This is a genomic window from Paenibacillus sp. 01T424, assembly GCF_056398745.1.
Genome location: NZ_JBFTPZ010000009.1, coordinates 145,691 through 170,761 on the forward strand (window position 1 = coordinate 145,691; position 25,071 = coordinate 170,761).

At 44.0% G+C, this 25,071-nt stretch carries 24 protein-coding genes and 1 pseudogene; 20 read left to right on the top strand and 5 right to left on the bottom strand.

The window, feature by feature from the left end; all coding sequences use genetic code 11:
• Nucleotides 1-13: 13 nt before the first annotated feature.
• Nucleotides 14-1,741: a sensor histidine kinase gene (locus tag AC1DPK_RS10235; RefSeq protein WP_477510210.1), complete on the bottom strand. Its 1,728-nt coding sequence runs from the start codon at nt 1,739-1,741 to the stop codon at nt 14-16.
• A 342-nt stretch (nt 1,742-2,083) separates the two neighbouring features.
• Here AC1DPK_RS10235 and AC1DPK_RS10240 point away from each other — a divergent pair, with 342 nt between their 5' ends.
• The 11 genes from AC1DPK_RS10240 to AC1DPK_RS10290 all read left to right on the top strand — a co-directional run bounded on the left by AC1DPK_RS10240 (nt 2,084) and on the right by AC1DPK_RS10290 (nt 11,940).
• A complete protein-coding gene (locus tag AC1DPK_RS10240) occupies nt 2,084-2,992 on the top strand; it encodes an ABC transporter permease (protein ID WP_076268873.1) in 909 nt (302 codons plus the stop codon).
• Nucleotides 2,993-3,019: 27 nt separating this feature from the next.
• Nucleotides 3,020-3,925 (top strand): carbohydrate ABC transporter permease, encoded by a 906-nt coding sequence (locus AC1DPK_RS10245; RefSeq protein ID WP_430056181.1) that lies wholly within the window; start codon nt 3,020-3,022, stop codon nt 3,923-3,925.
• A 44-nt stretch (nt 3,926-3,969) separates the two neighbouring features.
• Nucleotides 3,970-5,562: an extracellular solute-binding protein gene (locus AC1DPK_RS10250; RefSeq protein WP_477510211.1), complete on the top strand. Its 1,593-nt coding sequence runs from the start codon at nt 3,970-3,972 to the stop codon at nt 5,560-5,562.
• Between the two features lie 24 nt (nt 5,563-5,586).
• Complete coding sequence (locus AC1DPK_RS10255; RefSeq protein WP_441878773.1) at nt 5,587-6,339, top strand: ThuA domain-containing protein; 753 nt, start codon at nt 5,587-5,589, stop codon at nt 6,337-6,339.
• Nucleotides 6,336-7,385 (top strand): Gfo/Idh/MocA family protein, encoded by a 1,050-nt coding sequence (locus tag AC1DPK_RS10260; protein ID WP_477510212.1) that lies wholly within the window; start codon nt 6,336-6,338, stop codon nt 7,383-7,385. The genes AC1DPK_RS10255 and AC1DPK_RS10260 overlap by 4 nt, the downstream gene beginning before the upstream one ends.
• A 187-nt stretch (nt 7,386-7,572) precedes the next feature.
• Nucleotides 7,573-8,115 (top strand): GNAT family N-acetyltransferase, encoded by a 543-nt coding sequence (locus AC1DPK_RS10265; protein WP_477510213.1) that lies wholly within the window; start codon nt 7,573-7,575, stop codon nt 8,113-8,115.
• An 18-nt stretch (nt 8,116-8,133) separates the two neighbouring features.
• Nucleotides 8,134-8,886 carry an aminoglycoside adenylyltransferase domain-containing protein gene (locus AC1DPK_RS10270; RefSeq protein WP_477510214.1) on the top strand — a complete coding sequence of 251 codons (753 nt, stop codon included), beginning with the start codon at nt 8,134-8,136 and terminating at the stop codon, nt 8,884-8,886.
• Nucleotides 8,887-9,258: 372 nt separating this feature from the next.
• Nucleotides 9,259-9,693 carry a YciI family protein gene (locus AC1DPK_RS10275; RefSeq protein ID WP_441878767.1) on the top strand — a complete coding sequence of 145 codons (435 nt, stop codon included), beginning with the start codon at nt 9,259-9,261 and terminating at the stop codon, nt 9,691-9,693.
• Nucleotides 9,690-10,979, top strand: coding sequence for an RNA polymerase sigma factor (locus AC1DPK_RS10280; protein ID WP_477510215.1), 1,290 nt, complete (start codon nt 9,690-9,692; stop codon nt 10,977-10,979). Before AC1DPK_RS10275 ends, AC1DPK_RS10280 begins: the two co-directional genes overlap by 4 nt.
• Before the next feature lie 92 nt (nt 10,980-11,071).
• Entirely contained in the window at nt 11,072-11,506 is a 435-nt protein-coding gene (locus tag AC1DPK_RS10285; protein WP_477510216.1) for a YciI family protein, read from the top strand.
• Nucleotides 11,507-11,598: 92 nt separating this feature from the next.
• Nucleotides 11,599-11,940 (top strand): DUF1801 domain-containing protein, encoded by a 342-nt coding sequence (locus tag AC1DPK_RS10290; protein WP_076268722.1) that lies wholly within the window; start codon nt 11,599-11,601, stop codon nt 11,938-11,940.
• A gap of 149 nt (nt 11,941-12,089) precedes the next feature.
• Here AC1DPK_RS10290 and AC1DPK_RS10295 read toward each other — a convergent pair whose 3' ends face one another.
• Complete coding sequence (locus tag AC1DPK_RS10295; RefSeq protein WP_477510217.1) at nt 12,090-12,380, bottom strand: ROK family protein; 291 nt, start codon at nt 12,378-12,380, stop codon at nt 12,090-12,092.
• Nucleotides 12,381-12,525: 145 nt separating this feature from the next.
• Here AC1DPK_RS10295 and AC1DPK_RS10300 point away from each other — a divergent pair, with 145 nt between their 5' ends.
• Together AC1DPK_RS10300 and AC1DPK_RS10305 are read left to right on the top strand one after the other, a co-directional pair.
• Nucleotides 12,526-13,446 (top strand): phosphotransferase enzyme family protein, encoded by a 921-nt coding sequence (locus tag AC1DPK_RS10300; protein ID WP_477510218.1) that lies wholly within the window; start codon nt 12,526-12,528, stop codon nt 13,444-13,446.
• Between the two features lie 29 nt (nt 13,447-13,475).
• Nucleotides 13,476-13,988 (top strand): GNAT family N-acetyltransferase, encoded by a 513-nt coding sequence (locus tag AC1DPK_RS10305; RefSeq protein WP_477510219.1) that lies wholly within the window; start codon nt 13,476-13,478, stop codon nt 13,986-13,988.
• An 83-nt stretch (nt 13,989-14,071) separates the two neighbouring features.
• Here the strand turns inward: AC1DPK_RS10305 and AC1DPK_RS10310 are convergent, their stop codons facing one another.
• A complete protein-coding gene (locus tag AC1DPK_RS10310; RefSeq protein WP_477510220.1) occupies nt 14,072-15,055 on the bottom strand; it encodes a sensor domain-containing diguanylate cyclase in 984 nt (327 codons plus the stop codon).
• 24 nt (nt 15,056-15,079) lie between these two features.
• Nucleotides 15,080-15,886, bottom strand: coding sequence for an alpha/beta fold hydrolase (locus AC1DPK_RS10315; RefSeq protein ID WP_477510221.1), 807 nt, complete (start codon nt 15,884-15,886; stop codon nt 15,080-15,082).
• Between the two features lie 200 nt (nt 15,887-16,086).
• Between AC1DPK_RS10315 and AC1DPK_RS10320 the strand changes: the two genes are divergently transcribed.
• The 5 genes from AC1DPK_RS10320 to AC1DPK_RS10340 all read left to right on the top strand — a co-directional run bounded on the left by AC1DPK_RS10320 (nt 16,087) and on the right by AC1DPK_RS10340 (nt 21,949).
• Nucleotides 16,087-17,871 carry a sensor histidine kinase gene (locus tag AC1DPK_RS10320; RefSeq protein ID WP_477510222.1) on the top strand — a complete coding sequence of 595 codons (1,785 nt, stop codon included), beginning with the start codon at nt 16,087-16,089 and terminating at the stop codon, nt 17,869-17,871.
• Nucleotides 17,846-18,637: a response regulator transcription factor gene (locus AC1DPK_RS10325; protein WP_477510223.1), complete on the top strand. Its 792-nt coding sequence runs from the start codon at nt 17,846-17,848 to the stop codon at nt 18,635-18,637. The genes AC1DPK_RS10320 and AC1DPK_RS10325 overlap by 26 nt, the downstream gene beginning before the upstream one ends.
• Nucleotides 18,638-18,743: 106 nt before the next feature.
• Nucleotides 18,744-20,075: an extracellular solute-binding protein gene (locus AC1DPK_RS10330; RefSeq protein ID WP_477510224.1), complete on the top strand. Its 1,332-nt coding sequence runs from the start codon at nt 18,744-18,746 to the stop codon at nt 20,073-20,075.
• Between the two features lie 94 nt (nt 20,076-20,169).
• Nucleotides 20,170-21,051 (top strand): carbohydrate ABC transporter permease, encoded by an 882-nt coding sequence (locus AC1DPK_RS10335; RefSeq protein WP_076268733.1) that lies wholly within the window; start codon nt 20,170-20,172, stop codon nt 21,049-21,051.
• 13 nt (nt 21,052-21,064) lie between these two features.
• Complete coding sequence (locus tag AC1DPK_RS10340; RefSeq protein WP_076268734.1) at nt 21,065-21,949, top strand: carbohydrate ABC transporter permease; 885 nt, start codon at nt 21,065-21,067, stop codon at nt 21,947-21,949.
• A gap of 155 nt (nt 21,950-22,104) precedes the next feature.
• Here AC1DPK_RS10340 and AC1DPK_RS10345 read toward each other — a convergent pair whose 3' ends face one another.
• Complete coding sequence (locus AC1DPK_RS10345; RefSeq protein WP_477510225.1) at nt 22,105-23,712, bottom strand: glycoside hydrolase family 43 protein; 1,608 nt, start codon at nt 23,710-23,712, stop codon at nt 22,105-22,107.
• Between the two features lie 150 nt (nt 23,713-23,862).
• Between AC1DPK_RS10345 and AC1DPK_RS10350 the strand changes: the two genes are divergently transcribed.
• Nucleotides 23,863-24,750, top strand: a complete 888-nt coding sequence (locus tag AC1DPK_RS10350) for an AraC family transcriptional regulator (protein WP_477510226.1) — start codon at nt 23,863-23,865, stop codon at nt 24,748-24,750.
• Nucleotides 24,751-24,831: 81 nt separating this feature from the next.
• Nucleotides 24,832-25,071, top strand: a pseudogene (locus AC1DPK_RS10355) (GNAT family N-acetyltransferase); the annotation flags it as partial.

The window sequence follows — 25,071 nt, forward strand, 5'->3', positions numbered from 1 at the left end:
GTTGTTACTCCTTTCACGGTGTATCCTGCGTAGGATGAGGAAGGTATATCGTCACGCAAGCCCCTCCAGCATCAATATTGGAAAAATGAATTTTAGCCTTGCGGTGATATAAGTACTCCAAACGTTGTACTGTGTTCATGATGCCGATGTGATTCCCGTCTGCTTGATCAAGCGGCTGTCCACTTTCAAGCCTTTCCAATATATCCGTGTCAAAACCAGGGCCGGTATCGGATATACGAATAACAGCAACCTCTTCCTCGGATTCCCTTTCCACATCAACATCCAGCCTAATTTGAACCTCCTGTACACGCGAAACAGCATATTTCACTGAATTTTCGATGAAGGTCTGAAGCACAAGCGGCGGAATTCTCATCTTGCCCGTGTCTTGGCCTTGATGAATATGATAGGAGAAGGCATCTCTGTAACGATGTTTTTGAATTTCCAAATAAATGCGAACATGATCAATCTCATCGTCCAGCTTCACGAAATCTTCCCCATTTTGAAAAATATAACGAAAATAGTTGGACGTTGAAATGGCCATGCTTTGAATTTCCTCGAACATTTGCATTTGAGCCATGCTGTGAATGTTGGTTAAGCAGTTCAAAAAAAAGTGAGGCTTGATCTGTAATTTCATATAATCGAGCTGAATCTTTTGTTTTTCAATTTCATGCTCATAAATATCGATTTTGAAAATTCGAATTTGCTCCAGCAGGTTTTTGAACAGTTTATTGGCATATTCCAGCTCAACGATTTTGTTCATCTTGAGATCGAGCGGTTTGCTGTCTTCATTAAACTGCGTCAGGCTGAATGAAAAGTTTTTGAGCGGTCTTAAAATCAGGATATTGAAATATACCATGATGCCGCATAGGGCACAAGCAACAATAGCAGCAAGGAGCATAATGAGCAGCTGGGCAATCATAATTTTCTCAAACGCGCCAAACTTGATGAACATTTTCACGCCAAAGGTTGCGTTTGCAAATGGTTTGCTGACGGTTGTTGTGGTCTGGATCATGCCTAGCAGCGTTTTCTTTTGCTCGTTGTTACGGACCTCAGTGCCCTTATCCCTCGACAGATTATTGATGACATTGCCGGTATGATCTATTAAGGATACAAACCCGTTGCCGCCAAGATCCATTTGCTGAAGCGGACCAATCAGTTCATCAGCCGAAATGAGACAAATCAGGTAGCTTTCATGAAATGGCACGATATTAATGATAAAATATTTCGCATTCAGCTGGATAAGCGACCAGTTGGAATAATAGGTTTCAAGCGAATTTTTATCTTGTACATAGGATGCGATTTGTTTTTTTAACGATAAATAATCGGGGTACAACACATTGGTTGGTGAGGAATTTAAAAAGTATTTTTGATCTTCTAAATAGATGAAGAAATTATACTTTTTCTCGTAATTTTTTTGGAGCTCGGAGAAACGCCTGTACAGTTCTGTATTTGCTTTAATAAATTCGTTATCGGTGGAGCGAAATTGCTTCATCTTTTTTACGTTTTCATCGTTTGCGAGCGTCCAGCCCATGTATTGATTAATATTGGAGAAATCAAGATTGATTTGATTAATGTACATATTCGCGGTGTTTTGCAAATACCGTGTCGTTTGCTGCTTGACCATGGAAATAGCGACGATACTAATAATGCAATCCAGTACTAATACAGAGACTAAAATCAAGAGCATCACTTTTACGTAGTGCCTAATCGGATAGGATTTGCCGGGTTTGCGTTTTGTCATAGGTCTCATTAGCTTCCTCTCTTTTCGGGCTTTCTGTCTGCTAGTAAAACCAATTATAATGCAAACGCAGTAGAATGAGAGGCGGGTCTAGCCCGTTTTCACATGAAAGTCCGAAAAAAACGCAAGAAAGTCTGGATAGTGTCAGTCTTTTTTTTATTTTTAGCATTCTGCTGCCAAACCATTAGATGAATGGGATGAAAAGTCCGAATAGCCATTTAGAATAGTCCGAATTGTTCTCAAAGCAGCCTCTATAATAAAGAGGCAAGAGAGAGTGTGACGAAACAACATGGACGCAGACGAATGAAGGATGGGGGAATTTCATTGAAGACCAGCCAATTAAACATGAATATGCAGCAAACGATTGGCCGGATAAGAAAGAATTGGGGCTTGTATGTTTTGCTGCTGCCAGCAGTTGTGCTGCTTCTGCTTTTTTCTTATAAGCCGATGTATGGGGTGCTGATTGCTTTTAAAGATTACAGTCCCGCTCTCGGAATTATGGACAGTCCTTGGGCAGGGTTCAAGTACTTTGAGAAGTTTTTCAATTCCTATCAATTTTCAAGCACAATTAAAAACACGTTGATTATTAGCTTCTATAGCATAGCTACTTTTCCAATACCGATTATGCTCGCGCTGATGATCAATCAAATGCGAGTGAACCGGTTTAAGCAAGTATTTCAGACGGTAACCTATATGCCGCATTTTATTTCTACCGTTGTAATGGTGGGTCTGATCCTCATTTTATCCTCACCGAGCACCGGGCTAATGGGCAATATCTTTCGCTTGTTTGGTGCTGAGGCTCCTAACTTGATGGGCTCAGCGGAATGGTTTACCAGCGTTTATGTATGGACGGATGTTTGGCAGCACGCTGGCTGGGACAGCATTATCTTCATTGCGGCGTTATCCGCTGTTGATCCAAGCCTTTATGAAGCAGCGAAGGTGGATGGGGCAAGCCGCTGGCAAAGAATACGTTTCATTGATATTCCGATGCTGCTCCCAACGGCCATCACATTGCTGATCCTTCGAATTGGCGGACTGCTAGGTGTCGGATTTGAAAAGGTTTATTTGATGCAAAATAATTTGAACATTTCCTCCAGCGAGGTTATTGCTACCTATGTATATAAAATCGGGATGCTGAGCAGCCAGTACAGCTTCTCCTCGGCGATCAATCTGTTTAATACGATCATTAGCTTTATATTACTGATTCTAGTTAATCAGGCAGCCAAAAAATACAGCGAAAACAGCCTGTGGTAACAGAAAGGAAGGATACGGATGAGCACAATGGAAACCGCAGCACAACCGGCTTTGCATAAACAAAAAAGGCGTTCCTTCGACGCCATGGAATGGTTGTTATATTTGTTTGCGATTGTGATGCTGATCCTAATCGTTTATCCGATTTATTTTATCGTCATCGCATCATTCAGTGATCCTGCCGCCGTCGCTAACGGTCAAATGTGGGTTTTGCCAAAAGGCTTTACGCTCGATGGCTATAAGGAATTATTGAATCATTCAAACATATGGATCGGCTACCGAAATACGCTCCTGTATACCGTAATAGGGACGATCATTAGCTTGGCGATCAATGTTTCGGCAGCTTATGCACTTTCCAGAAAAGATCTTGTAGGCCGCAAGAGCATCAATATATTTTTTATATTCACGATGTTTTTTAATGGCGGTCTCATTCCTACATTTTTGACGATCCGCGACTTTCATTTGTATGACACTTTTCTAGTTATGGTACTGCCATTCTCTGTTGCCGTGTTTAATATCATTGTGGCGCGTACGTTTTTCCAGTCGAGCATACCTGGCGATTTGTGGGAAGCCGCGCAGCTTGATGGCTGCGGCAACCTGAAGTATTATGTGCAAATCGTGCTGCCGCTGTCAAAAGCCATTTTGTCTGTTTTGGCTTTATGGACGGCGGTTGGCTACTGGAATTCCTATTTTAATGCACTCATTTACTTAAAGGATCAGGATTTGTATCCCTTGCAGCTTGTGCTTAGGAACATATTAATTACGAACCAAATGCAGTCAAGCATGGGAACAGGCGAAGCGGCGCTTATTGCCCTGCGACTAGCGAACCTAATGCGCTATTCCGTTATTATCGTCTCGACGCTTCCAATCATGTGTATGTATCCATTCGTTCAAAAGTATTTCAATCAGGGGGTGATGATTGGAGCTGTGAAGTAATTTAGCCATTTGCCATTCACAATAAGTACTAGGGGGAACTTCAAATGAAGAAAAAATTGTTCATTGCACTAGTTCTAAGCTTAAGCATGTTAATCAGTCTTATAGGCTGCGCTTCTGGCAAAACGGAGAAGGAACCTGCCCAAGCAGGCTCCGAATTTAGCTCAGAAGGGCTGCCGATCGTAACGGCGCCAATCACACTGGATGTGTTGACTGTGCGCTGGGGCAATATGGGGGATACATTCAAAAATAATAAATGGCTGCAGGACCTTGAAAAAGCAACGAACGTTAAAATAAACTGGCAGGTCATGTCCTCCAATGATTGGGCCGAGCAAAAATCGATCATGCTGGCGAGCGGCAAGCTTCCTGATATTATTTTTGGAGACAACGCCTTCTCGGATTCCGATATCGTCAACAACTTAAGCTATTTCCGCCCGCTCGATGACTATATCGACAAATATATGCCGAACTTGAAAGCGGCAATGGACGAAACGCCAGAGCTGAAGCAAATCAGCACATTCCCAGACGGCAAAATTTATTCTTTGCCTGCTAGGCTGCCATCACGTCCTCTCTCGACGATGCAGCCTGTAATCAATAAAGCGTGGCTCGATCGTCTCGGCCTTGAAGTTCCTAATAACATTGAAGATCTGTACAATGTGTTCAAAGCATTCAAAGAAAAAGACCCGAACCAAAACGGGAAAGCGGATGAAATTCCTTTTAGCGGCTCGGTAGATATTAGCATGGATTTTCTAAACCCATTTGGCATAACAGATTTGAACGGTAACAGCATGATGCTCAAGGACGGCGAGCCCGTTTTCTATCCGACTTCGAACGAATATAAAGAAGCGCTGAAATGGACGCATAAATTGTATTCAGAAGGGTTGATCGATCAGGAGCTGTTCACCCAGGACAATACCATGTCTTCTGCTAAACAGCAAAATCCAGATGCAGCTATGATCGGCTTCTCGAATCAATGGATACCGGATGCTGTCTTCGGAAAGTGGAAGGATGAATATGCAGCTATTCCGTCCATTGCTGGTCCAGATGGCAAACGTTATCAAACCGGCGATCCTGTTGGATTAAGCTTAAGACGCAATGAAATGCTGATTACGACATTCAGTGAAAATCCGGAAGTCGCTGCGCGCTGGGCGGATCAGTTCTACACAAATGAAGCAAGCATTCAAAATTTCTGGGGCGCAATCGGTACCGTTATTGATAAAAAAGGCGATGGCAGCTATGCGCTGATGAATCCTCCAGAAGGCACAAGCGCGGATGCTTGGTACTGGGATCAATCGGTCCGTGATTTTGGTCCAAAATATGTAAGCCCAAGCTTTGAGAAAAATATCGTTTTGGATGAAACGACAGGCGACGGGCTGAAGCTGGCAATCGACAAGCTCGTAAGTGAATATGTAACGACGCCATTCCCGAATGTTATGTACAACGTAGAAGAATTCAAAGAGCTTCCAACGCTTACTACGGATATTGACAGCTACGTCAAAACGAACCGTGCAAAATGGATTATAAAAGGAAACATCGATCAAGAGTGGGACGCGTATATTAAACAGCTGAACGGCATGGGACTAGAACGTTTGGTTGAGATTCGCAGTGATGCCTACAAACGCTACACAAGTGTTAAGTAACTGTTGTAAAGGAGCTCGTACGTAATGGTGAGAGTAACGGTATGGAATGAAAATCGTCATGAGAAAAACAATCCGGTTGTAGGTGGCATTTATCCGAACGGCATTCATGGCGCAATTGCAGACTTCCTGACGAAAGCAGGCTTTGAAGTCGGAACAGCTACGCTCGATGAGCCGGAGCATGGACTAACGGAGCAGGTATTAAATCAGACGGATGTATTAATTTGGTGGGGGCATTTGGCGCATCATGAGGTCGAGGACAGTATCGTCGACAAGGTGTACCAGCGGGTGCTGAAAGGAATGGGGCTTATCGTTCTGCATTCAGGGCACGCTTCGAAAATTTTCAGCAAGCTGCTTGGCACACCGACAGGACAACTGAAATGGCGCGAGGCGGATGAAAAGGAACGGATTTGGGTCATTGACCCGGCTCATCCAATTGCTTCTGGGCTTGGCGAATACATCGAGCTGCAGCAGGAAGAGATGTACGGTGAGCATTTTAATATTCCGACTCCAGACCAGCTGGTGTTTGTTTCTTGGTTTGAAGGCGGCGAAGTGTTCCGCAGCGGCGTTACTTACCACCGCGGACAAGGGAAAGTCTTTTACTTCCGTCCGGGGCATGAGACCTATCCGACCTATTACAATAAAGAAATCCAGAAGGTAATCGAGAACGGCGTGCGATGGGCAGTGCCAAGTCAAACGGCTGAGCCTGTCTATGGCAATGCAGCTCCGCTGGAGCCTATTAAATCCAAGCCTTACTCGAGAGAGGTAACCGAAATATGAGAAAATTCCGTATCGGCTTGATTGGTTTGGGCGGAATGGCTCAGGAGCATATTCGGTGGATGAAAGCGGAAGGCCGCTTTGACATTATTGCGGTAAGCGATGTGTATGAAGAAGCGTTAGCCAAGGTGGGTGACCAGCTTGATGTTGCTGAGGGCAAGCGTTACTTGGACTATAACCATCTAATTGAGGATACGGATGTGGATGCCGTAGTGTCCGTTACGCCGAACAACGTCCATGCGGACATTATCCGGGCTTGCCTGCAAGCACGAAAGCCATTTATGGCGGAGAAGCCTTTTACCCGCATGTTTGAGGAAGCCGAGTCACTGCTTGAGTTGTATGAACAGCAGCCGATTCCAGCAATGATGGCGTTCACCTACCGCTATACACCTGCATTCCGTTACGTACGGCAGCTTGTGCGCGAGGGTGAAATCGGAACGGTTCGCAGCTTTAGTGTCCAATATTTGCAGGGATGGGGCGCAGCGCCCAATAATGTCCCTTATATCTGGCGTTTTAACAAAGACATTACCGGCACGGGGACGCTTGGCGATTTGGGCTCGCATATGATCGATATGGCACGGTTTCTCATTGGGGAATTCGAAGAGCTGTCGGCACAGCTGCATACCATTATTCCGCAGCGGCAAGATCCAGCGAGCGGCAACATGGTTACCATCGAGGTGGATGACTTTGCAAGCTTCCAGGCTCGTATGGAGGGTGGTATTATGGGCGTCTTCCAAACGACTCGCAATGCGATTGGATCGGGCAATCAGCACGAAGTATCCATATATGGAGATTTAGGCACRCTTCATGCGTCAACGCTAAATCCGAATGAGTTGATTTGGATTCGTGAGGAGGCTCCTGGTCAACTTGCGAGAGTGGTTGTCGAAGTTCCTGCAAGTTGTAAAGTGACGCAGTATGCTGATTTTACGGCATTGCTTGAGGGAAGCGTTCCGGATGGCATTGCCGGATTTATGGATGGCTACCGCAATCAAGAGATTTTAGATGCTATTATTAAAGCAAGTGAAACGAAAGCAACCGTACAGCTCTAAATTTAATTTGTTCCGGTTCAGTGAGGACGATTTTAGTCTTTGCTGAACCGTTTTTTGTTTTTAGAGGAGGCTGCACCGAAAAAACGTGTAGATTAGTTACAATCAAACTGTACCTTGCTTGCAGCCGCATACTGGTATAAGTTTGAAATATAGCTTCTTTTGAAATTAAAGATTGAGAGTGGGATAGATGATGAAAATAGAAGTGAAACTGGCTGCTCAAGACGAATCTTATATCATAAAAAATGTATATCCTCTTTATTTGCACGATCTATCTGGACATTACGGGCATATGCCGAACAGTCATGGAATTTTCGAGGATAGTAACGATTGTAGAACATTAACGGAACAATATGATGTTCAGAATATTTGGTGGGAAAAGCCTGACTGTTTGTACCCTTTCCTAATAAGGGTCGATGACATTCCTGCGGGCTTTATGCTTATTGCTGCACCTCCTCATTGTGCAAAAGGGGTCGATTATTTTGTGAACGATTTCTTTCTATTGCAGCCATTCAGAGGGAAAGGTGTTGCACAAAAGGCCGCGACACAAGTATTTGAGATGTTCAAAGGCCAGTGGGAGCTCTTTACAAACCCGATGGAGCAAAATATAACAGGGCAAAAATTTTGGAGAAAAACAGTATCAAGCTACACAAAGAACCATTTTGAAGAAGCAGTTGGCATGACATTTGACGGTCATAAAATGGTGTTTAGATTTAATAATGCGGACAGATGAGTTGGGGGAGGCAAAAGCATGCAGCTGTACTTGGATAAAATCGTTTCTTTGTTTAAAGGGGAGCTCGGCGACAATTTGTCGGGCATTTATTTACACGGTTCATTGGCTATGGGATGCTTTCATCCCCATAGAAGCGATATCGATTTTATCGTTGCGATCAAAGAGAGTCTGACCGAGGAAAGCAAAAAGAGGATGGCTAGGTTAGTGTTGGCGCTGGATGATGAAATGCCAAATGCTAAAGGTATGGAGTTTAGTATGGTTTTGGAATCGCACCTGAGTTCCTTCGTCTATCCTACGCCCTGTGAAATGCATTATTCTGACTTCCACAAGGAGAGATATCGCTCAGACGAAAACTATGTTTGCGGCGGGTACGAGGATCATGATTTTGCATCGCAGCTGGTTGTCGCTTATTATCGCGGAATTACCTTATATGGCAAGCCGCTTAAGGAGCTATATGAGCCTATCGATAAAACGTATTTTCTAGCGTCCATTTATCATGATATTAAAGGGGCTTCGGAAGACATTATGGATCAACCGATGTATATTACCTTGAACCTGTGTAGAGTGCTGTTCTACCTGAGAGAAGGAAATATATCGTCCAAAAAAGAAGGAGGAGAATGGGGCATCAAAGCTCTTCCAAAAGAGTATCGGGACTTGATTGGAAAGTGCCTAGACGAGTACGCCGGAGTTAAAGGGAAACAAACGTTTGATCGTGAGCTTTTAGCGGCATTTGCAGGTGAGATGCTGCGTGAAATAAAGGCATTAATATAAGGGAGATGGAAAGCAAAGCTTCCACTTAAACTGTTGATGTGATTAATTGTTAAAAGCATAAAATTACTTACGAATACGAGAACCTCTATTTGCCTCGCTTCTTCTCTTTTGCAGAAGGCGGCGGACATAGAGGTTTTTATTTTGCTTCATGATGTATACACTGTGCTTGCTCCATAAAGGAGTTTTATTTAAAGATGAAGAATAAATAACGGATATGAACTGGAGCGGGACAACATGAGCAATTAATAGACATCATTTTAACTCGCTAAGTCGAATTTGAACAATGGTATTCGTCGTTTAAATAAGGACGAAATAATTAGCTGAGTAAAAACAATAATAGAGACTCTATTATAAAACCAGGAGGGAATACATATGCGATTTATGATGATCGTCAAAGGAACTAAAGATTCCGAGGCAGGAGTTATGCCAAGTCAGGAGCTTCTCGAAGCGATGCTTCGTTACAATGAAGAATTGGCTAAGGCTGGCGTGCTGCTCGCAGCGGACGGGCTCCAAGCAAGCTCGAACGGCATACGCATTTCTTATCCAAATCCCGGTGAAAAACCGAAAGTAATAGACGGTCCATTCACTGAGGCCAAAGAAATCATAGCGGGGTATACGCTTATTGAAGTTAATTCTAGGGAAGAAGCCATTGAATGGGCGATGAGGATGCCAGATCCCCATGGTAATGGCGAGGGTGAAATTGAGCTGCGGCAGGTGCTTGATGCGATGGATTTGACACAAAACCCGGAAACGCTGGCTATGGAAGCCGCGCTTCGTGAACAGATGGAGAGGCCTAAAAAATCGTGAGCCAGTCTGCAGTCCATCGTACAATTGATGCCATCTGGCGTATTGAATCAGCCAAACTTATAGCCGGGTTGGCACGGATGGTTCGCGACGTCGGCCTTGCGGAAGACCTTGCACAGGATGCGCTTATTATTGCACTAGAGAAGTGGCCGGAAAGCGGAATTCCGGATAATCCAGGAGCATGGCTTATGACTGCAGCGAAACGCCGTGCGATTGATATGATTAGGAGGAGCAAGCTGCGCGACCAGAAATATGAAGAGTTTGGACGAGGAACCGTCTTATATACCGAGGAAGATATTCATATTGCGATGGACGGAGAGGTCGGAGATGATCTCCTGCGCTTGATCTTCACAACATGTCATCCTGCTCTATCTCAGGAGGCTAGAGTAGCTTTGACGCTGCGCTTGCTCGGAGGACTTACCACGGATGAAATCGCACATGCTTATCTTGTAGCAGAGTCGACTATTGCACAGCGGATTGTTCGAGCGAAACGTACATTAAGCAGCTTGCGAGTTGGTTTCGAGGTTCCTGTAGGCGATGAGCTCAAGGAACGACTCTCTACTGTACTCGAAGTAATCTATTTAATGTTTAATGAGGGGTATACGGCGACTTCCGGCGGCAGCTGGTTTCGACCGCTGCTCTGTCAGGAAGCGCTAAGGCTAGGGCGTATCCTTGCGGAAATTGCACCCGCCGAGCCTGAAGTGCATGGTTTGGTTGCTTTAATGGAAATCCAATCGTCACGCTTCAAAACACGGGTAAATGCTGCGGGTGAACCGATTCTTCTGATGGATCAAAACCGCGGTTTATGGGATCAGCTGCTCATCCGCCGAGGCTTAACCGCTCTTGAGCGAGCTCAAAAGCTCGGCCGTCCGCTTGGTCCTTACGCGCTTCAAGCTGCGATTACGGCGTGCCATGCTAAAGCTCGGATGGCATCGGAGACCGATTGGGCGCGTATTGCCGCTTTATATGAAGCTTTGTCGCGCGTCATGCCGTCTCCTATCGTAGAATTAAATCGGGCGGTAGCGATTGCAATGGCTTTCGGTCCTGCGTTCGGCCTTCAAATTGTTGATGAGCTCACGTCCGCAGCATCGTTAAAAGACTATCATTTGCTGCCGAGCGTCCGTGGTGATCTTCTGGTTAAATTGGGCCGTATGGATGAGGCGCGCACAGAGTTTGAGCGTGCTGCTTCGTTGACACGTAACGCTCGCGAGCGCGAGCTTCTGCTGAATCGTGCTACCGAGTGCTTGTCTTTAGAAGCGGATAAAGAAAATGAATGTCATGAAACATAACGATCATGTCGATTATGAAGCTCCCCATTCGTTGCTGAAGTAGAGGATGGTTTGAAATCACCCCGTTCTCAACMGATAGGGAGGAAATATACATGCGATATATGTTGATTGTTAAAGCAACCAAGCAATCTGAAGCTGGTGTAAAGCCCGATCGACAGCTTATGGATGAGATGGCTTCGTTCAATGAATCTCTTGCTGAGGCTGGTGTGCTCTTAGCTGCTGAAGGTCTGCAGCCCAGCTCGAGCGGACTGCGGATCACGTATTCCGAATACGGAGAAAAGCCAAATGTTGTAGTCGGTCCTTTTGCGGAGGCAAAAGGAATAATTGCGGGATTTACGCTGATTGATGTGAAATCGGAGGAAGAAGCCATTGCATTTGCGCTGCGTATGCCAAACCCAGCCTACGGCGGTGAGGGTGAAATTGAGCTCCGCTTGCTTCTTGATGATACGAATTTGCTGCAAGGCTCAAGAATGATGGCACTGGAAGCGGATTTGAGAGACCAAATTGGCATGCTAAATAATAGTTGAGTTTTTTTTAATGATGCTGTCGATTTTGTTAATCCTCGTTCGACGTAATGATAGAGTCAGGTAGAATTTCAATTACAAAGGAGAAATATCATATGAATCAAGAAGTAACGGATTTTATCGCAGCGATAAAAGAGCCTTGGCAAGTGGAGCTGAGTTCTGAGCTGCGCAAGCTTGTTCATGGAGCTATCCCAGACGTTCAGGAGCGCATACAGTATAAGAAACCTCATTTTTTGAAAAATGGAAAATACGCTGCCGTTATTTCCACTTCGAAGGATGCGGTGAGCTTTACGATCTTCAATGCAAGTGAGCTATCGTTTCCAGAGCCATTGTTTGACGGTCCTCCTGAACGGAAAACCATTAAGCTTAAACAAGGGAATACAGTTGATTATGATCAACTGACGTCGTTAGTTGGCCAGGCCGCCTCGACATTATAAAAGTGTATTGAATAAGAAGAGCACCTTGCTGGTGCTCTTTTTTGCGGGAAGCAACATAAGGAGCAGTTACAAGAAATCCTGATACCATTCAATCGAATGGTGTCCGGCTTTTCTGTTCTTTATGAATAAATAAAGCTATGCAAATATGGTTATTGTGTAAGCTTCCTTATCCACTCTCTAGCGCCAAATGCGATGACCCGGTTATGAATCTTAGGTTCTGTTAGGTTGCAGCACTTCAACAATTCAGGCAGCGCATGTTCTTCAAGAGCAGCCTTGGCAGCTTCCATATAGCCCTTATATGTCGGAGTATTGCCGCCAACCACGATGACATCTGGATTATACAGATGAAGCAGGTTAGTTAAAGCGTAGCCAAAATATTGACCTGCTTGGCGTACAAGCGCGGTCACCTGCGTATCGCCTGCTTCTAGCCGCTCACGCACTATAGATTATAGAAAATAGCTGCAATAAGAGTATTTCGGCCATGCCAAGAACAAGTATAATTGTATTTTATCGGAGCCCGAAGTTTATAAATGGTAAACTAAAGAAGTGGTTTAGATAACTATCTATAACGAGGCGGATACAAATATGGAAGAACAAATATTGAAATTTCTTAAGGAAGCTTATTCTATTGGTTGTTATAAGGTGGAGACGGTAACCAATGAAATCTATCGTTGTCTTGCAGAGCAGGGCACCTTTTTTGTTCGAATAACGAACTATAAAACCTATCAAGAGCAGTCAGAAGAAGTGAGCTGGACGAATTTTTTATGCCATCAAGGCGTTGGCGCTTCTGAAGCTGTCCGCTCCTCTAATCATCAATATATTGAAAAGATCATGCTGGATGAAGAAAAGCTGGCCGTTGTATATAAAGCTGCGGCGGGCATTCATTTGCCACGGGCGGAGTGGAACACATCCGTACTTAAAAAGGTTGGAAAACAAATAGGTAAGATGCATCGTGTAACCCAATCCTATCGTGAGTCTACGGCACATCTTAAGGATTGGTATGAAAATAAGGAATATGATTTTCTCACATATATCCCGAAGGAAGAAACAGCGATACGAGAAATGGCGGATCATCTTTTAACAAAGATTAAGGGTTTACCTAAAAATAATTCAAACTACGGACTGATCCACGGTGATTTATGGCTAGAAAACATCTTAGTGGACGGCTCTGAAATTACGATGATTGATTTCCAAGATTGTGAAAAACATTTTAATATTTTTGATTTAGCTGTGCCCATCTATTCTGCTATGGAATTCTCATTCTCAGGCGGAGGGAACATAAAGGACTATCGACAGTCCATTACGGCAGCTCTCCTTGATGGGTATAGAGAAGAGCACGAGCTATCTCCGGAGATGGTTGACACATTGCCTCTTTTTTTGAAATTGAAACAGCTGTTTGAATACAACTTGATGCATATGTATTGGAATCATGAACAATTAAGTGAGGAACAAGTTCGAATTTTGAATTTATATAGAATGCGAATTGAGTATGATCACTTTTTGTAAAAGGGTTAGCTGAGTGGAGGTGTTGTGAATTGACTGCTTATGATTTTGTATTTCCTGAACTAGAGACAGAACGTTTGAGGCTTTCTATTTTGACTTTAGATGATTCTTATGCAGTTTTTAAACATTTTTCGGATGAAAATGTGACCAGATTTATGGATATAAACCCATGTAAAGATTTAAACGAGGCCAAAGAGATTATTCAATATCACATCGATGATAAGGGCTGCCGATGGGGGATTTTCAGTAAAAAGGATCATAGACTCGTTGGAACTTGCGGTTTCCATTGCTGGATTCAAGGAGAGCAGCCTAAAGCAGAGATAGGATTTGATTTAGCTAAGGAATACTGGGGAATGGGGCTAATGCAAGAAGCGCTGCTCCCTGTAATAGCATTTGGATTTGAGCAGATGGGTTTATCGATAATCGAAGCCACCGTGGAACAGCAAAATGAAAAATCCATTCAACTGCTGAATAGGCTGCATTTTGAGAAGGAAGCAGAATTAAGAGATGAACTTATTTATTATTATCTGAATCGAAATATATGATAATTAGATATCAAAATAGACCGAAACCATTCGAAAATGTGGTTCTCGGTCTATTTCTTGTTTTCAAAATGGGGAACAAGCGATTAGCCCTCCTCCAAATTGGAGTAGTGTGTGACCCGGTTTCTCCCGCTTTTTTTGGAGTTGTAGAGCGCTTGATCAGCTTTTTGAAGCAAGGATTGATCGGTATCCTCCTGCGTAATCGTTGCTGCGCCAATACTAACCGTCACATGATATTCTCCCCAATGAGCTGTTTCAGTCTTGCTGCGATACCTTTCGGCCGCTAATATGGCATTCTCCTGGTTGGTATTAGGAATAATAATGACGAATTCCTCTCCTCCAAATCGAGCCACAATGTCGTCTTCTCTTGACGCGGATACGAGTAATTGTGCCAGCTCTGTAAGAACCAAATCACCGACCGGATGCCCATAGGTATCGTTAATGCTTTTAAAACGATCAATATCGATAATTAAAAGGGAAAATGGCAGCTCAGTTTGTTGAAATAATGCGATATACGCGAGCAAGCTCTCTTGAAAAAACCTTCGGTTTTTGAGCCCTGTTAAAGGATCGGTTGAGGCTAGCTTTTCCAACTGGTGGTTCAAAATTAGCAATTGCGATTGTTTGCTTTCATATTCTTCATGTAGAAGTTCAAGCTTTTTGTTCGCTTCATTGGTTGCCCGATAAAGCTCCTCCAGCTTTGTTTTGGTTTGCAGGATATCGTTCTCATGTTCAATGCGTTTGCGCATTTCCACAACGACACAATCAATGACAATTTCGCCATCTCGTTCGTGACGAATACCGTTTAGCAGTACAGGCACATCAAGCTGGTCTCTCGTTTTAAACGAGAAGTACATTTCATTCACATGCCCATACAGCTGGATATACGGATAAAAATAGGTATGAAAAAACAGTTTGTTCGTAAGAGACATAGTGGTTTCAAGATGTTGGTTCAGCAGTTCCTGTCGGTCAAAACCAAGCATGTTTAACAGCGTTTGATTGACCTCTAGAATTACCCCTGTACTTGAAATAGTGAAAAATCCACAGGGGGCATAATTTAACTGGGTATCCATGTAACGACTGCCTCTCTTCAAGTTCTAGTTGTTGGATAGATATTGTTTGATCAATTGCGTCGTCTCTTCGGGATGACTTAAGTGCGGGTAATGGCCTTTTGCTAGCATATGCTGAAGAGTACTGTTTTTAAGATGAGCATGCAAATAGTCGCCAACCTCAATAGGAGCAATGCTGTCGTCAGAACATTGAAGAATGAGGGTAGGGACGGTTGCATGAATGAGATCAGCGCGACAATCGGATAAAAAAGTTACCTCAGCAAATTGCCTTGCAATATGGGGATCTCTAGAGCAAAAGCATTTTTCCAATTCGCTAGTTAATTCTTTGCGATCTGGGTTTTGCATGACGATTGGCGCAAGGTAGCTCGCCCAGCCAATAAAATTCATTTGCATCATATGAAGCAATTCATCGATTTCATGCCTATGGAAACCTCCATAATAATCAGGAAGGTCGTTTACATAACGCGGAGAAGGACCAAGCATAATGATGTGTTTAAAATATTCCGTATTGTGAATGGATGCAAGCATCCCAATCATACTGCTAACGGAGTGGCCAACAAATATAGCATCCTTTACATGCAGCGTATCCATAATTTCAATGACATCTTGCGCATAACCATGTAAACTACTATATTTTTCGGGTTCATAATAATCGATTTGTGATTCTCCAGAACCTACATAATCAAACAAGATGATGCGGTAATCATCTTTAAAGCTCGGGACGATGTAGCGCCACATATCTTGATCGCAGCCGAATCCATGAGCAAATACAATCGTTTGTTCACCTTTGCCTAAAAGATTTACGTTATTGCGTACTAGGAAATCAACGGTCATCGGAATTCCCCTCTCTAAGATGATTAGCAAGTAGATACTCTGATATGCCATAAGCTTATGATCATTATATCTGATTACAGTGAACAATGGATTATTAATCTAATTAATTAATATATTAGCAGTGGAAATGATAGGGCTTTCTTTTTATTATCTTAATTGTGTATAGTAAAAACGAAATGAATGGGACAAGGAGTGTAGGCATGAATCGTTTCGGACAAATGAATACATTGCGTAATCAAATTTTCCTTGGCTTCATGCTCGTTATGGTTATCGTGCTGGGGGCGGTCGGCTTTTTTACGTATGATCAAGTTTCGGTTCTGCTGCGCAACAATGCGGAAAAACATATTCAACAAACGGCTGTTCAAGCGACAGGCAAGCTGGATGTGCTGCTGCGGCAGATCGATACGTTTACGATGCAGGTAGCAACAAGCGCAACGATCCAGCGGTTGATGGCACAAGAGGTGCAAGGACGAAAGATCAGCTTTGAAGAACGTCAATCCCTTCAGCAGGAGATACGAAAGCAAGAAGCTTATGCAACGGGGATTCGCTCATTGGAGCTGTATACAACCGACTATCGGATGCTGTTCCCGCTTACGGATATAAGCTTGGACAACCGGGTATCTACGGGCTGGCTCAGCCTTGTGGACAAGGGAAGAGGCAGGTTGGTCTGGTTCGGGATGGACCCGAGGTACCCCGATTCCATCATTGCGATTCGCCATGTTCGGCTTATTGACCATTCCTTCTCGCATGCAGGGTATTTGATGGTGCAAATTGATAAAAAATATTTTGAGCTCACGGAATCGAATGGAAACGCTGACAATAATTCCAGCGAAATGATGGGTTTATTCGATGCCGAGAATCAGACGATTACCTCCGATTTTTCGAAGGAAGTAGACGTTGAGAAGATGCTTAATCAAGGGGATGAGACGGTAGCGCTGGACGGAGAACGTTTCATGGCCATTGAGAAAAAATCGGAAATGACCGGCTGGAAAATTATTATTTTAACGCCGATAAAGTATGCTGCCGAAGGCATTTCAATTTTGCGTACCGTTATTATTGTTTCGATTTTAGTAGGCGGCATGTTATTTCTTATTTTAACTTTTATTTTATCAACGATGATTACTCGCCCGATATTGAATTTGATTAAAGTGATGCGCAATGCGAAGTTCGGGACCTTGAAGCCGATACCGGTTACGTCCAAAACGATGGAAATTAACGAGCTTAATAATACGTACAATCAGATGGTTGGCTCTTTGAATGAGCTCATTGATGTTGTTTATCAGAAGGAAATTGTTCAAAGCCGGACGGAGCTGAAGGCGCTGCAAGCGCAAATTAATCCGCACTTCTTGTTTAATACGCTGGAAGCCTTTTATTGGGCCCTGGATGAGAAAGGCGAAGAGGAGCTGGCGGATGTTGTTATTGCGATGTCTGGTTTGTTCCGATATGTCATTTCACACGCGGATGAGGATGAATGGGTAACGATCGGTGATGAGCTTGAGCATGCGCAGCGGTATTTGAAAATAATGGATATGCGCATGATCGATAGGCTGACATGGAAGGTTGAATCAGATGAAAATTGCCGCAGCGTGCCGATTCCTAAGCTTCTTATTCAACCGCTCGTGGAAAATGCGATTCTGCACGGCGTTGAGCAGCGAATTGGGGCAGGCACCGTTGTTGTTCGGGTCGAGCCGTCTGAGCGGACGGGTTATACTCGCATCGCTGTAACGGATAATGGACCAGGCATGGATGAGGAGAAAATTCGGGCGTTATACGCAGCAATGGACAAAGGTCAGCATCAAGCTTCCTCCAAAGGAACTGGAGTTGGCATAAGCAATGTGGAGCGAAGATTGCTGCTTTATTATCATTTGGAAACCAAAGGCTTGGAAATAAAGAGTGAGATCGGCAGTGGAACAACCGTCGCCTTTGAGATACCGAATGAACATGGAAGGGGAATTCCAATTGAAAACCATACTGATCGTGGATGATGAACCGAGAACGAGGGAAGGCGTACGCAAAGTGCTTGAAGCATGGTCGGCTGGACAATATCGGATAGAGATCGCGTCCAATGGAATAGAAGCGTTGGAGTGGCTTACGCTTAACGAGGCGAATTTGCTAATCACCGATATACGCATGCCTGAAATCGGAGGGCTCGATTTAGTGGAGCGAATAAACGAGCAGCTGCCGCAACCTCCTGTCGTCATCATTATTTCGGGTCACCCTGAATTTGATTACGCGCAGAAGGCGCTGCAGTTTGGTGTGGTCGAATATCTGCTCAAGCCTTTGGATAAGACTAAACTTATTAAAGCGGTAGAGCTTGCTATGAAAAGAGAAGAAAGCAAACACCGGATTGAGCGCATGGAGAAGCTAATGGACCCGAAGCTGCTGGATATTGCGCAGGAAGAAGACAGCTACAGCCCGCAGGTGCAAGAAGCGATTCAGTATTTAAAAGACAATTTGCAGAAGCCACTCACTATGCGCGATACAGCAGACCATTTGCATATGAATGCAAGCTATCTCAGCGTGCTCTTTAAGGAGCAGACGGGGCTTACGTTTAGCGATTATTTGACGAGAAAAAGGGTGCAAAGAGCTAAGGAATTACTGTCTACAACAAGACTTGCGATTGCTGATATTGCTGAACAAGTCGGTTATCAAACGGCGAAATATTTTGTGAAAGTGTTTCGTTCGCTTGAAGGAACTAGCCCGGGTCAATACCGAAGAACGATCGCTCATTCCGAGGAGACAATCCAATAAAAGTAGTATTTTCCCCAATTCATGTACCCTTACGATGCTGACATCGTGTTGATAAAATGGATTTGTAAGATTCAAATCTATCACCAGCAGAAAAGGGGTTGTAAACGTGTTCAAAAAGAAATGGACGATTCTCCTATTGACTCTATGTCTTGCAGTTGTTGCAGCAGGCTGCGGTCAAAATTCGAACAATGGCGGTAAAGAGGGTTCAAAGAATGGTGCAAATGGAAGCGGTTCCGAGAAAGTAACGGTTAATTTTATGCACTTATGGCCTGAGGGCGTATCGRCTGGACAAAACAAAATTGTGAATCAAATTATTTCTGAATATCAAAAAGAGAACCCTAACGTTACGATCAAACAAGAAGTGCTGGATAACGAACAATATAAAAATAAATTGAAAGTGCTTTCAGCATCAAATCAACTGCCGGATGTAGGTGTGACTTGGGCAGCGGGCTTCCTTCAGCCGTATGTAGAGGGCAAGCTGTTCACACCGCTGGATGATCTGCTTAGCGGAAATCTTAATGGCAAATTCGTCAGCGGCACAACAGAGGCTTATGCTGTAGACGGTAAAACGTATGGTTTGCCGCTTGAATTCAATATTTCCCCGGTATATTACAATAAAGCGCTTTTTGAGAAATACAAGCTGGAAGTGCCGCAAACCTACGAGCAATTTAAGCAAGTTGTGAAAACGCTCTCTGAAAACGGTGTCGCGCCAATCGCCCTTGGCAACAAGGATCGTTGGACTGGATCATTGTGGTACATGTACCTTGCAGATCGTTTTGCAGGACAAGAAGCATTGTCCAAAGCGATTAGCGGCTCAGGATCTTTCAAGGATGAAAACCTGGTAAAAGCGGCTAGTGAGGTTCAATCGCTAGTAGACAGCAACGCATTCGTAAAAGGCTTTAACGGCTTGTCCAACGAAGAAGCAAAATCAGAGTTTCTGAACAGCAAAGCGGCTATGTACATGATGGGTACGTGGGAGCTTCCTAACTTCACAACGAATGAAGATATTCCTAAAGAGTTCCGCGACAGCGTTGGTTTCTTCAAGTTCCCAACGGTTGAAGGCGGCAAAGGCGATATCAACAGCTGGGTAGGCGGACCAGGCGTTGGATTGTTCGTTTCAGAAAGCTCAAACGTCAAAGCAGAAGCGAAAGCTTTCGTAGAATATTTTGTGGAAAAATGGGGCGAGCAATCCGTTACTGGAGCAGGTGTTATTCCAGCAACGAAGGTGGATACTTCCAAGCTTGAGCTGCCTCAGCTATATGTAGATCTATTCAATGAAATGAACAAAGCTAGCAGCATCACCTTGTTTGCAGATGTACAAATGCAAGCAAATGCCGCAGAAATGCACCTCAACCAAATTCAAGCGTTATTCGGCAAAGCAGTGACGCCAGAGAAATTCTCTGAAGAGCATGATGCGGCCATTTCCAAAGGAAACTGACAGCTTCTAGAATAGGGAGCAGGGAAGCCGTTTGCCCGGCAGAGGATGCCGGGTAAACGCTTACTGCTTGAGAATGAGAAAGGAGTCGGCTAATTTGGATAAGGTCATGTCGAACAAAAGAATAATTGCGCTGTATGTGCTGCCTTCCCTGCTTCTGATATTAGCTATTGTATATATTCCAATCGTTCTGACTGGCTATTATGGATTAAACCAGTGGAATGGTATTGGAGCGATGAAATTTATTGGTTTGGATAATTATCAAGCTCTAATTAAGGATAAAATGTTTTGGAACAGCGCTGGTCATTCGCTTATGTTAGCTGTTTTTTCAACACTTAGTCTCATTCTCTATTTAGTTATTGCTATGGTGTTGTCCGCCAAACTAAAAGGCGTCAATTTTTTTCGCAAAATATATTTGATTCCGATGCTGCTGTCGTCCGTAGCGATTGCACAGCTTTGGCTGAAAATTTATCATCCAACGAATGGGATTCTGAACAGCTTTCTCGAATCCATTGGGTTTGCAAATCCTCCCGCATGGCTGGCTGAGTCTTCACTGGTATTGTTTGCTCTATTCATTCCAATCCTATGGCAGTATGCGGGCTTTTATATTTTAATTTATTACGCTGCGCTTAAGAACATCCCAGCTTCACTTGAGGAAGCGGCGAAGATTGACGGCGCGAATGCCTTTCAAATCGCTTACAAGATCAAGCTTCCGCTGGCGATGGAGGTCATTAAAGTAACGATCGTGCTGGCAATTGTTGGATCGCTTAAATACTTTGATCTGATTTATGTCATGACAGATGGTGGACCAAACGGTTCCAGTGAAGTGATGGCATCGTACATGTATCACCAGGCTTTCCGGGCATATGACTTTGGTTATGGCAGTGCAATTGGTTTCTTCCTGCTTATCATTTGTCTCATCGTAACTTGGATAATCCGAAAATTGACTGCTACAAAAGATACGATTCAATATTCGTAAGGAGGGAAGCTTCATGATGCCCGGAACTGCAGGACAGCTGAGGAACGGAAACAAAAGCTCCGGCGCTTGGATAGCAAGCAAACTGGGTTATTCCGTACTATATATCGTGTTATCGGTCGTTGCCATATTGCAAATTTTCCCGCTCGTATGGCTGCTGTTTTTCTCGCTTAAAAACAATCAGGAAGTATTCAATCTTCCTCCGCTGTCACTGCCTATGAATCCTAGGTGGGAAAATTACGAGAAGGTATGGAGCGCTGGAAATATTGATGTTTATTTTTTCAACAGCGTATGGATTACAGTTGTTGCGACGGTGCTTACGATTGTGTTAGGCAGCCTAGTTACCTACGCGATAACAAGGTTGAAGTGGAAAGGCAGCTCTTTTGTACTCGGTCTATTCATGGTTGCGATGATGATTCCGGTGCATTCGACGCTCATTCCGTTGTTCAGCATTTTCAACAAAATACATCTTATTGATCATCCGTTGTCGCTTATTTTGTCTTATGTAGCGTTCAATATGCCGATCACGATTATGATCCTGCTTGGCTTCTATTATGCTTTGCCGCGTGAGGTAGAGGAAGCGGCGGTTATCGACGGCTGCTCCGTGAACAAAATATTTTTCCGAATCGTACTGCCGATGACAGGCTCTGTTATCGCAACGACAGGCATTATTAACATGATTTATAATTGGAATGAATTTATTTTCGTTAATACATTTATAAGCTCAGATGCCTATAAAACGCTGACGGTCGGCGTGCAAAACTTCATCGGCCAATATACGACGGACTGGGGCGCAATCGGCGCTACATTAATGATTAGTATATTGCCAATATTGATTGCATTCTTATTCTTAAGCGATCGTATCGTTGAAGGCATAGCAGCAGGCTCGGTCAAAGGCTAAAGCTGATGATGGGACGTCGTCCACTTGGCAGTATCTGAACCGTACAAGAACCTCCAATCACAGCAGTGATTATGGAGGTTCTTTCGTTTATGCAAAGTATAAAAAAAGAAAGCTCTTAGGAACGATGCTCAGCTCCCAAAAGCTTTCTTGCTTCATTAATGATTGTCGTATATAAAATAATCAAAGTCTGCGTGCAGGCTGCGTCCCGATGTATCCTGACACTGCATGCCGACGAATGCGCCTGTGAAGAAGCCGCCGCCTTGAATGTAGTCATCCGATAGCTTGTAGCATTCGAAGTTTACAGGCAGACGAGTCCAGCTCTTGCCATCAAACGAATAAGAGTAGTAGTACAGTGTATTCTCTACGTCAACACGGACATGCACATAGGCAACGTCTTCTGGAATTGCTATTTCGTTTCCTTGAAGCGGCTCAGAGAACGAAAAATTATCGCATGCAACAAGCTGCAAAATTCTTCCCTTTTCCTCATTCCATGAAATTTGGCAGGATGTCCAGTTTTGCGTATTGTAGTAGTTCACAAGCCCAGCTGATTGTTGGAAGGACGTCGGTTGAAATGCGATTTTTGTTTCAGCTGTAAAGTTGAAATGCTGCCATCTCCTTGCGATAAATGACTGCGTAAATTTAGAAGTCAATGATTCTTTGCCGTATAGACGAAGATGTCCAGGGTTATCGGTCAAAGAAACAATTTGATCTCCTAAAGGGATGCGCAGGCTTTGGAAATGCAGATTTAGCGTGCTGCTATCGAAATCATCCTTAACTGGATAATCGCGTTCCCATTTCACTTCGGGAATGTTAGGTCCTTCAATGACAAGGGAAGGCTGGTTGCCGCCAACGACATAAGGCCAATCATTGCGCCATTCGAGCCGCTGAATAGCTGTTTCTCTGCCAAGCGGGCAGTAACCACGCGGATCAAGCAGCGGCTGGCCTTCTCTAGAGAGAGGTCGTCCAACAAGATGCACTAAGAACCATTCGCCGGTATGCGTTTGAACGATAGAAGCATGGCCAGCCTTTTGCAATGGAATACGCGGTGCATGGAACGATGAGATTAACGGATTTTCCGGATGCACCTCATATGGTCCGGCAAGCTGTTTGGAGCGAGCGATGGTCGCCTGATGCTCATATTTGGTGCCGCCCTCAGCCGTAAGCAAGTAATAGTAGCCATTCATTTTATAAAGGTGAGGAGCTTCGGTCAGCTTAATATCGGTTCCTTTGAAAATAATTTCAGGTTTGCCGATTAGCTTTTGCTCGCTCGCGCTGTATTCCTGTAGCAAAATACCATAGAAGTTGTGATGGCCGACCCGTTGATCCCACATCATGTTTACAAAATACTTTTTGCCGTCCTCGTCATGGAACAACGATGGATCGAAGCCGGAGCTATTCACATGAATGGGCTCGGACCATTCACCATCAATCGTGTCGCAGGTAACCAAATAGTTGTGGCAGTCTTTCCATTGCCCTTCGGTCACTTTCACATCGGTATAGATCAGCCAAAATTTATTGTCGCTATAGGATAGTGCAGGAGCCCAAATACCGCCAGAATCAGGATTGCCCATCATGTTTAGCTGGCTGAGCCTGCTTAAAGGTCTTGCGGCAAGCCTCCAGTTTTTTAAATCCTTAGAGTGGTAAATGCCAACGCCGGGAAACCATTCGAAGGTTGAAACCGCAATATAGTAGTCTTCTCCTACACGGCAAATACAGGGGTCTGGATTAAAGCCAGGTAAAAGCGGATTTTGGATGGCAGTCATATCTTTTCTCCTTTTTAGGAAATGAATTGTAATCTATACTATCTATATCATAGCAATGATTTTAACCCGTTCCCATATCCATACCATGTTGATATTTACCCAAATCAATCATATTTTTGGGCATGCAAATAAGGAAGGAGAAGCGCGCTTATGCAAATAAAAATAGAGTCAGCTAGAAAGGAATTTATGCTGCCTGATATGGATTCCACCTTCCGTGTTTTTGCAGCACACTGGCGTACGGTTGATCCGGAATGGAAATACCCGCTGCATAAGCATCCTCTATTTGAAGTGAATCTCGTATTATCGGGAACGCAGGAGATGAAGGTTAACGGACATGCCTATAAGCAAGGTCCAGGTGATCTTATATTGCTCAATCCAGGGGACAATCATGAAAGCTCTGTCGTTTGTAATGATGAAATGACCTATTACTGCTTGCATTTTGACGTGGATGAGAGGTCTTTCCGTGAGCTTCTTATTCGCAATAGCCATTGTTTTCACGAAGCTGGCAGTGAGCTGGCAGTAGCAATCAAGCCAGCTTTGGATAAATTAATGGCATTAACCTCTGAAGAAGCAGTGGTACGAGTAGAATCTCGCATGAATATTTTGTCTGCTTTATTTGAACTGTTTGCCGGATTAAGCGGTACGCTGTCTGAGCTTAACCGCGGTGATGAGGCTGGTGCACGAAAATCGGCTGCAGCAGCACAGATTGCGACTATGCTGGAGCGTACGGTTGAGGGTGCGGCAAGCAGAAGAGAGCAGGAGGACGAGATGGAGACGATAAAATTAATTGCGGATTCGGTGGGTTACAGCATGTCGTCGGTCAATCGCATGTTTACCCAGGTGTATGGCGTGTCTCCCCGTCAATATTTGTCCACTTTGATGCTGAAAAAAGCGAAGCTGCTGTTGATGAATCCCGAAGCAACGGTAGAGTCGATATCGGCGAGGCTTGGCTACCATAATATTGCGCACTTCAGCAGGCAGTTCAAACGTTGGACGGGAGAGTCGCCAAGCAGCTTCCGCAGCCGTTTCCATGAATAAGCAAAACGCTTCATCTTGAATGTGCAATATACTATAATTGGAAAGTGATCATTATATTATCTTATTTGGCGGTGGAAACTAGTGTCAGCTGAAATTACTTATGGAAGCAAAGAAGAAAGCGAATACGTGAAAAGAAAACTGATCGAGTATAATCATGGGCATGTCCCCGACGAGTTGAAAAACAATTATGAGGAAATAAACCTGACGATAAAGGATGATGAAGGCAAAATCCTTGGCGGACTATTAAGCGTCTTTTGCTGGAATTGGATAGAGGTCGATATTTTGTGGGTAGATCAAGCTCTTAGAGGCACAGGTCTCGGC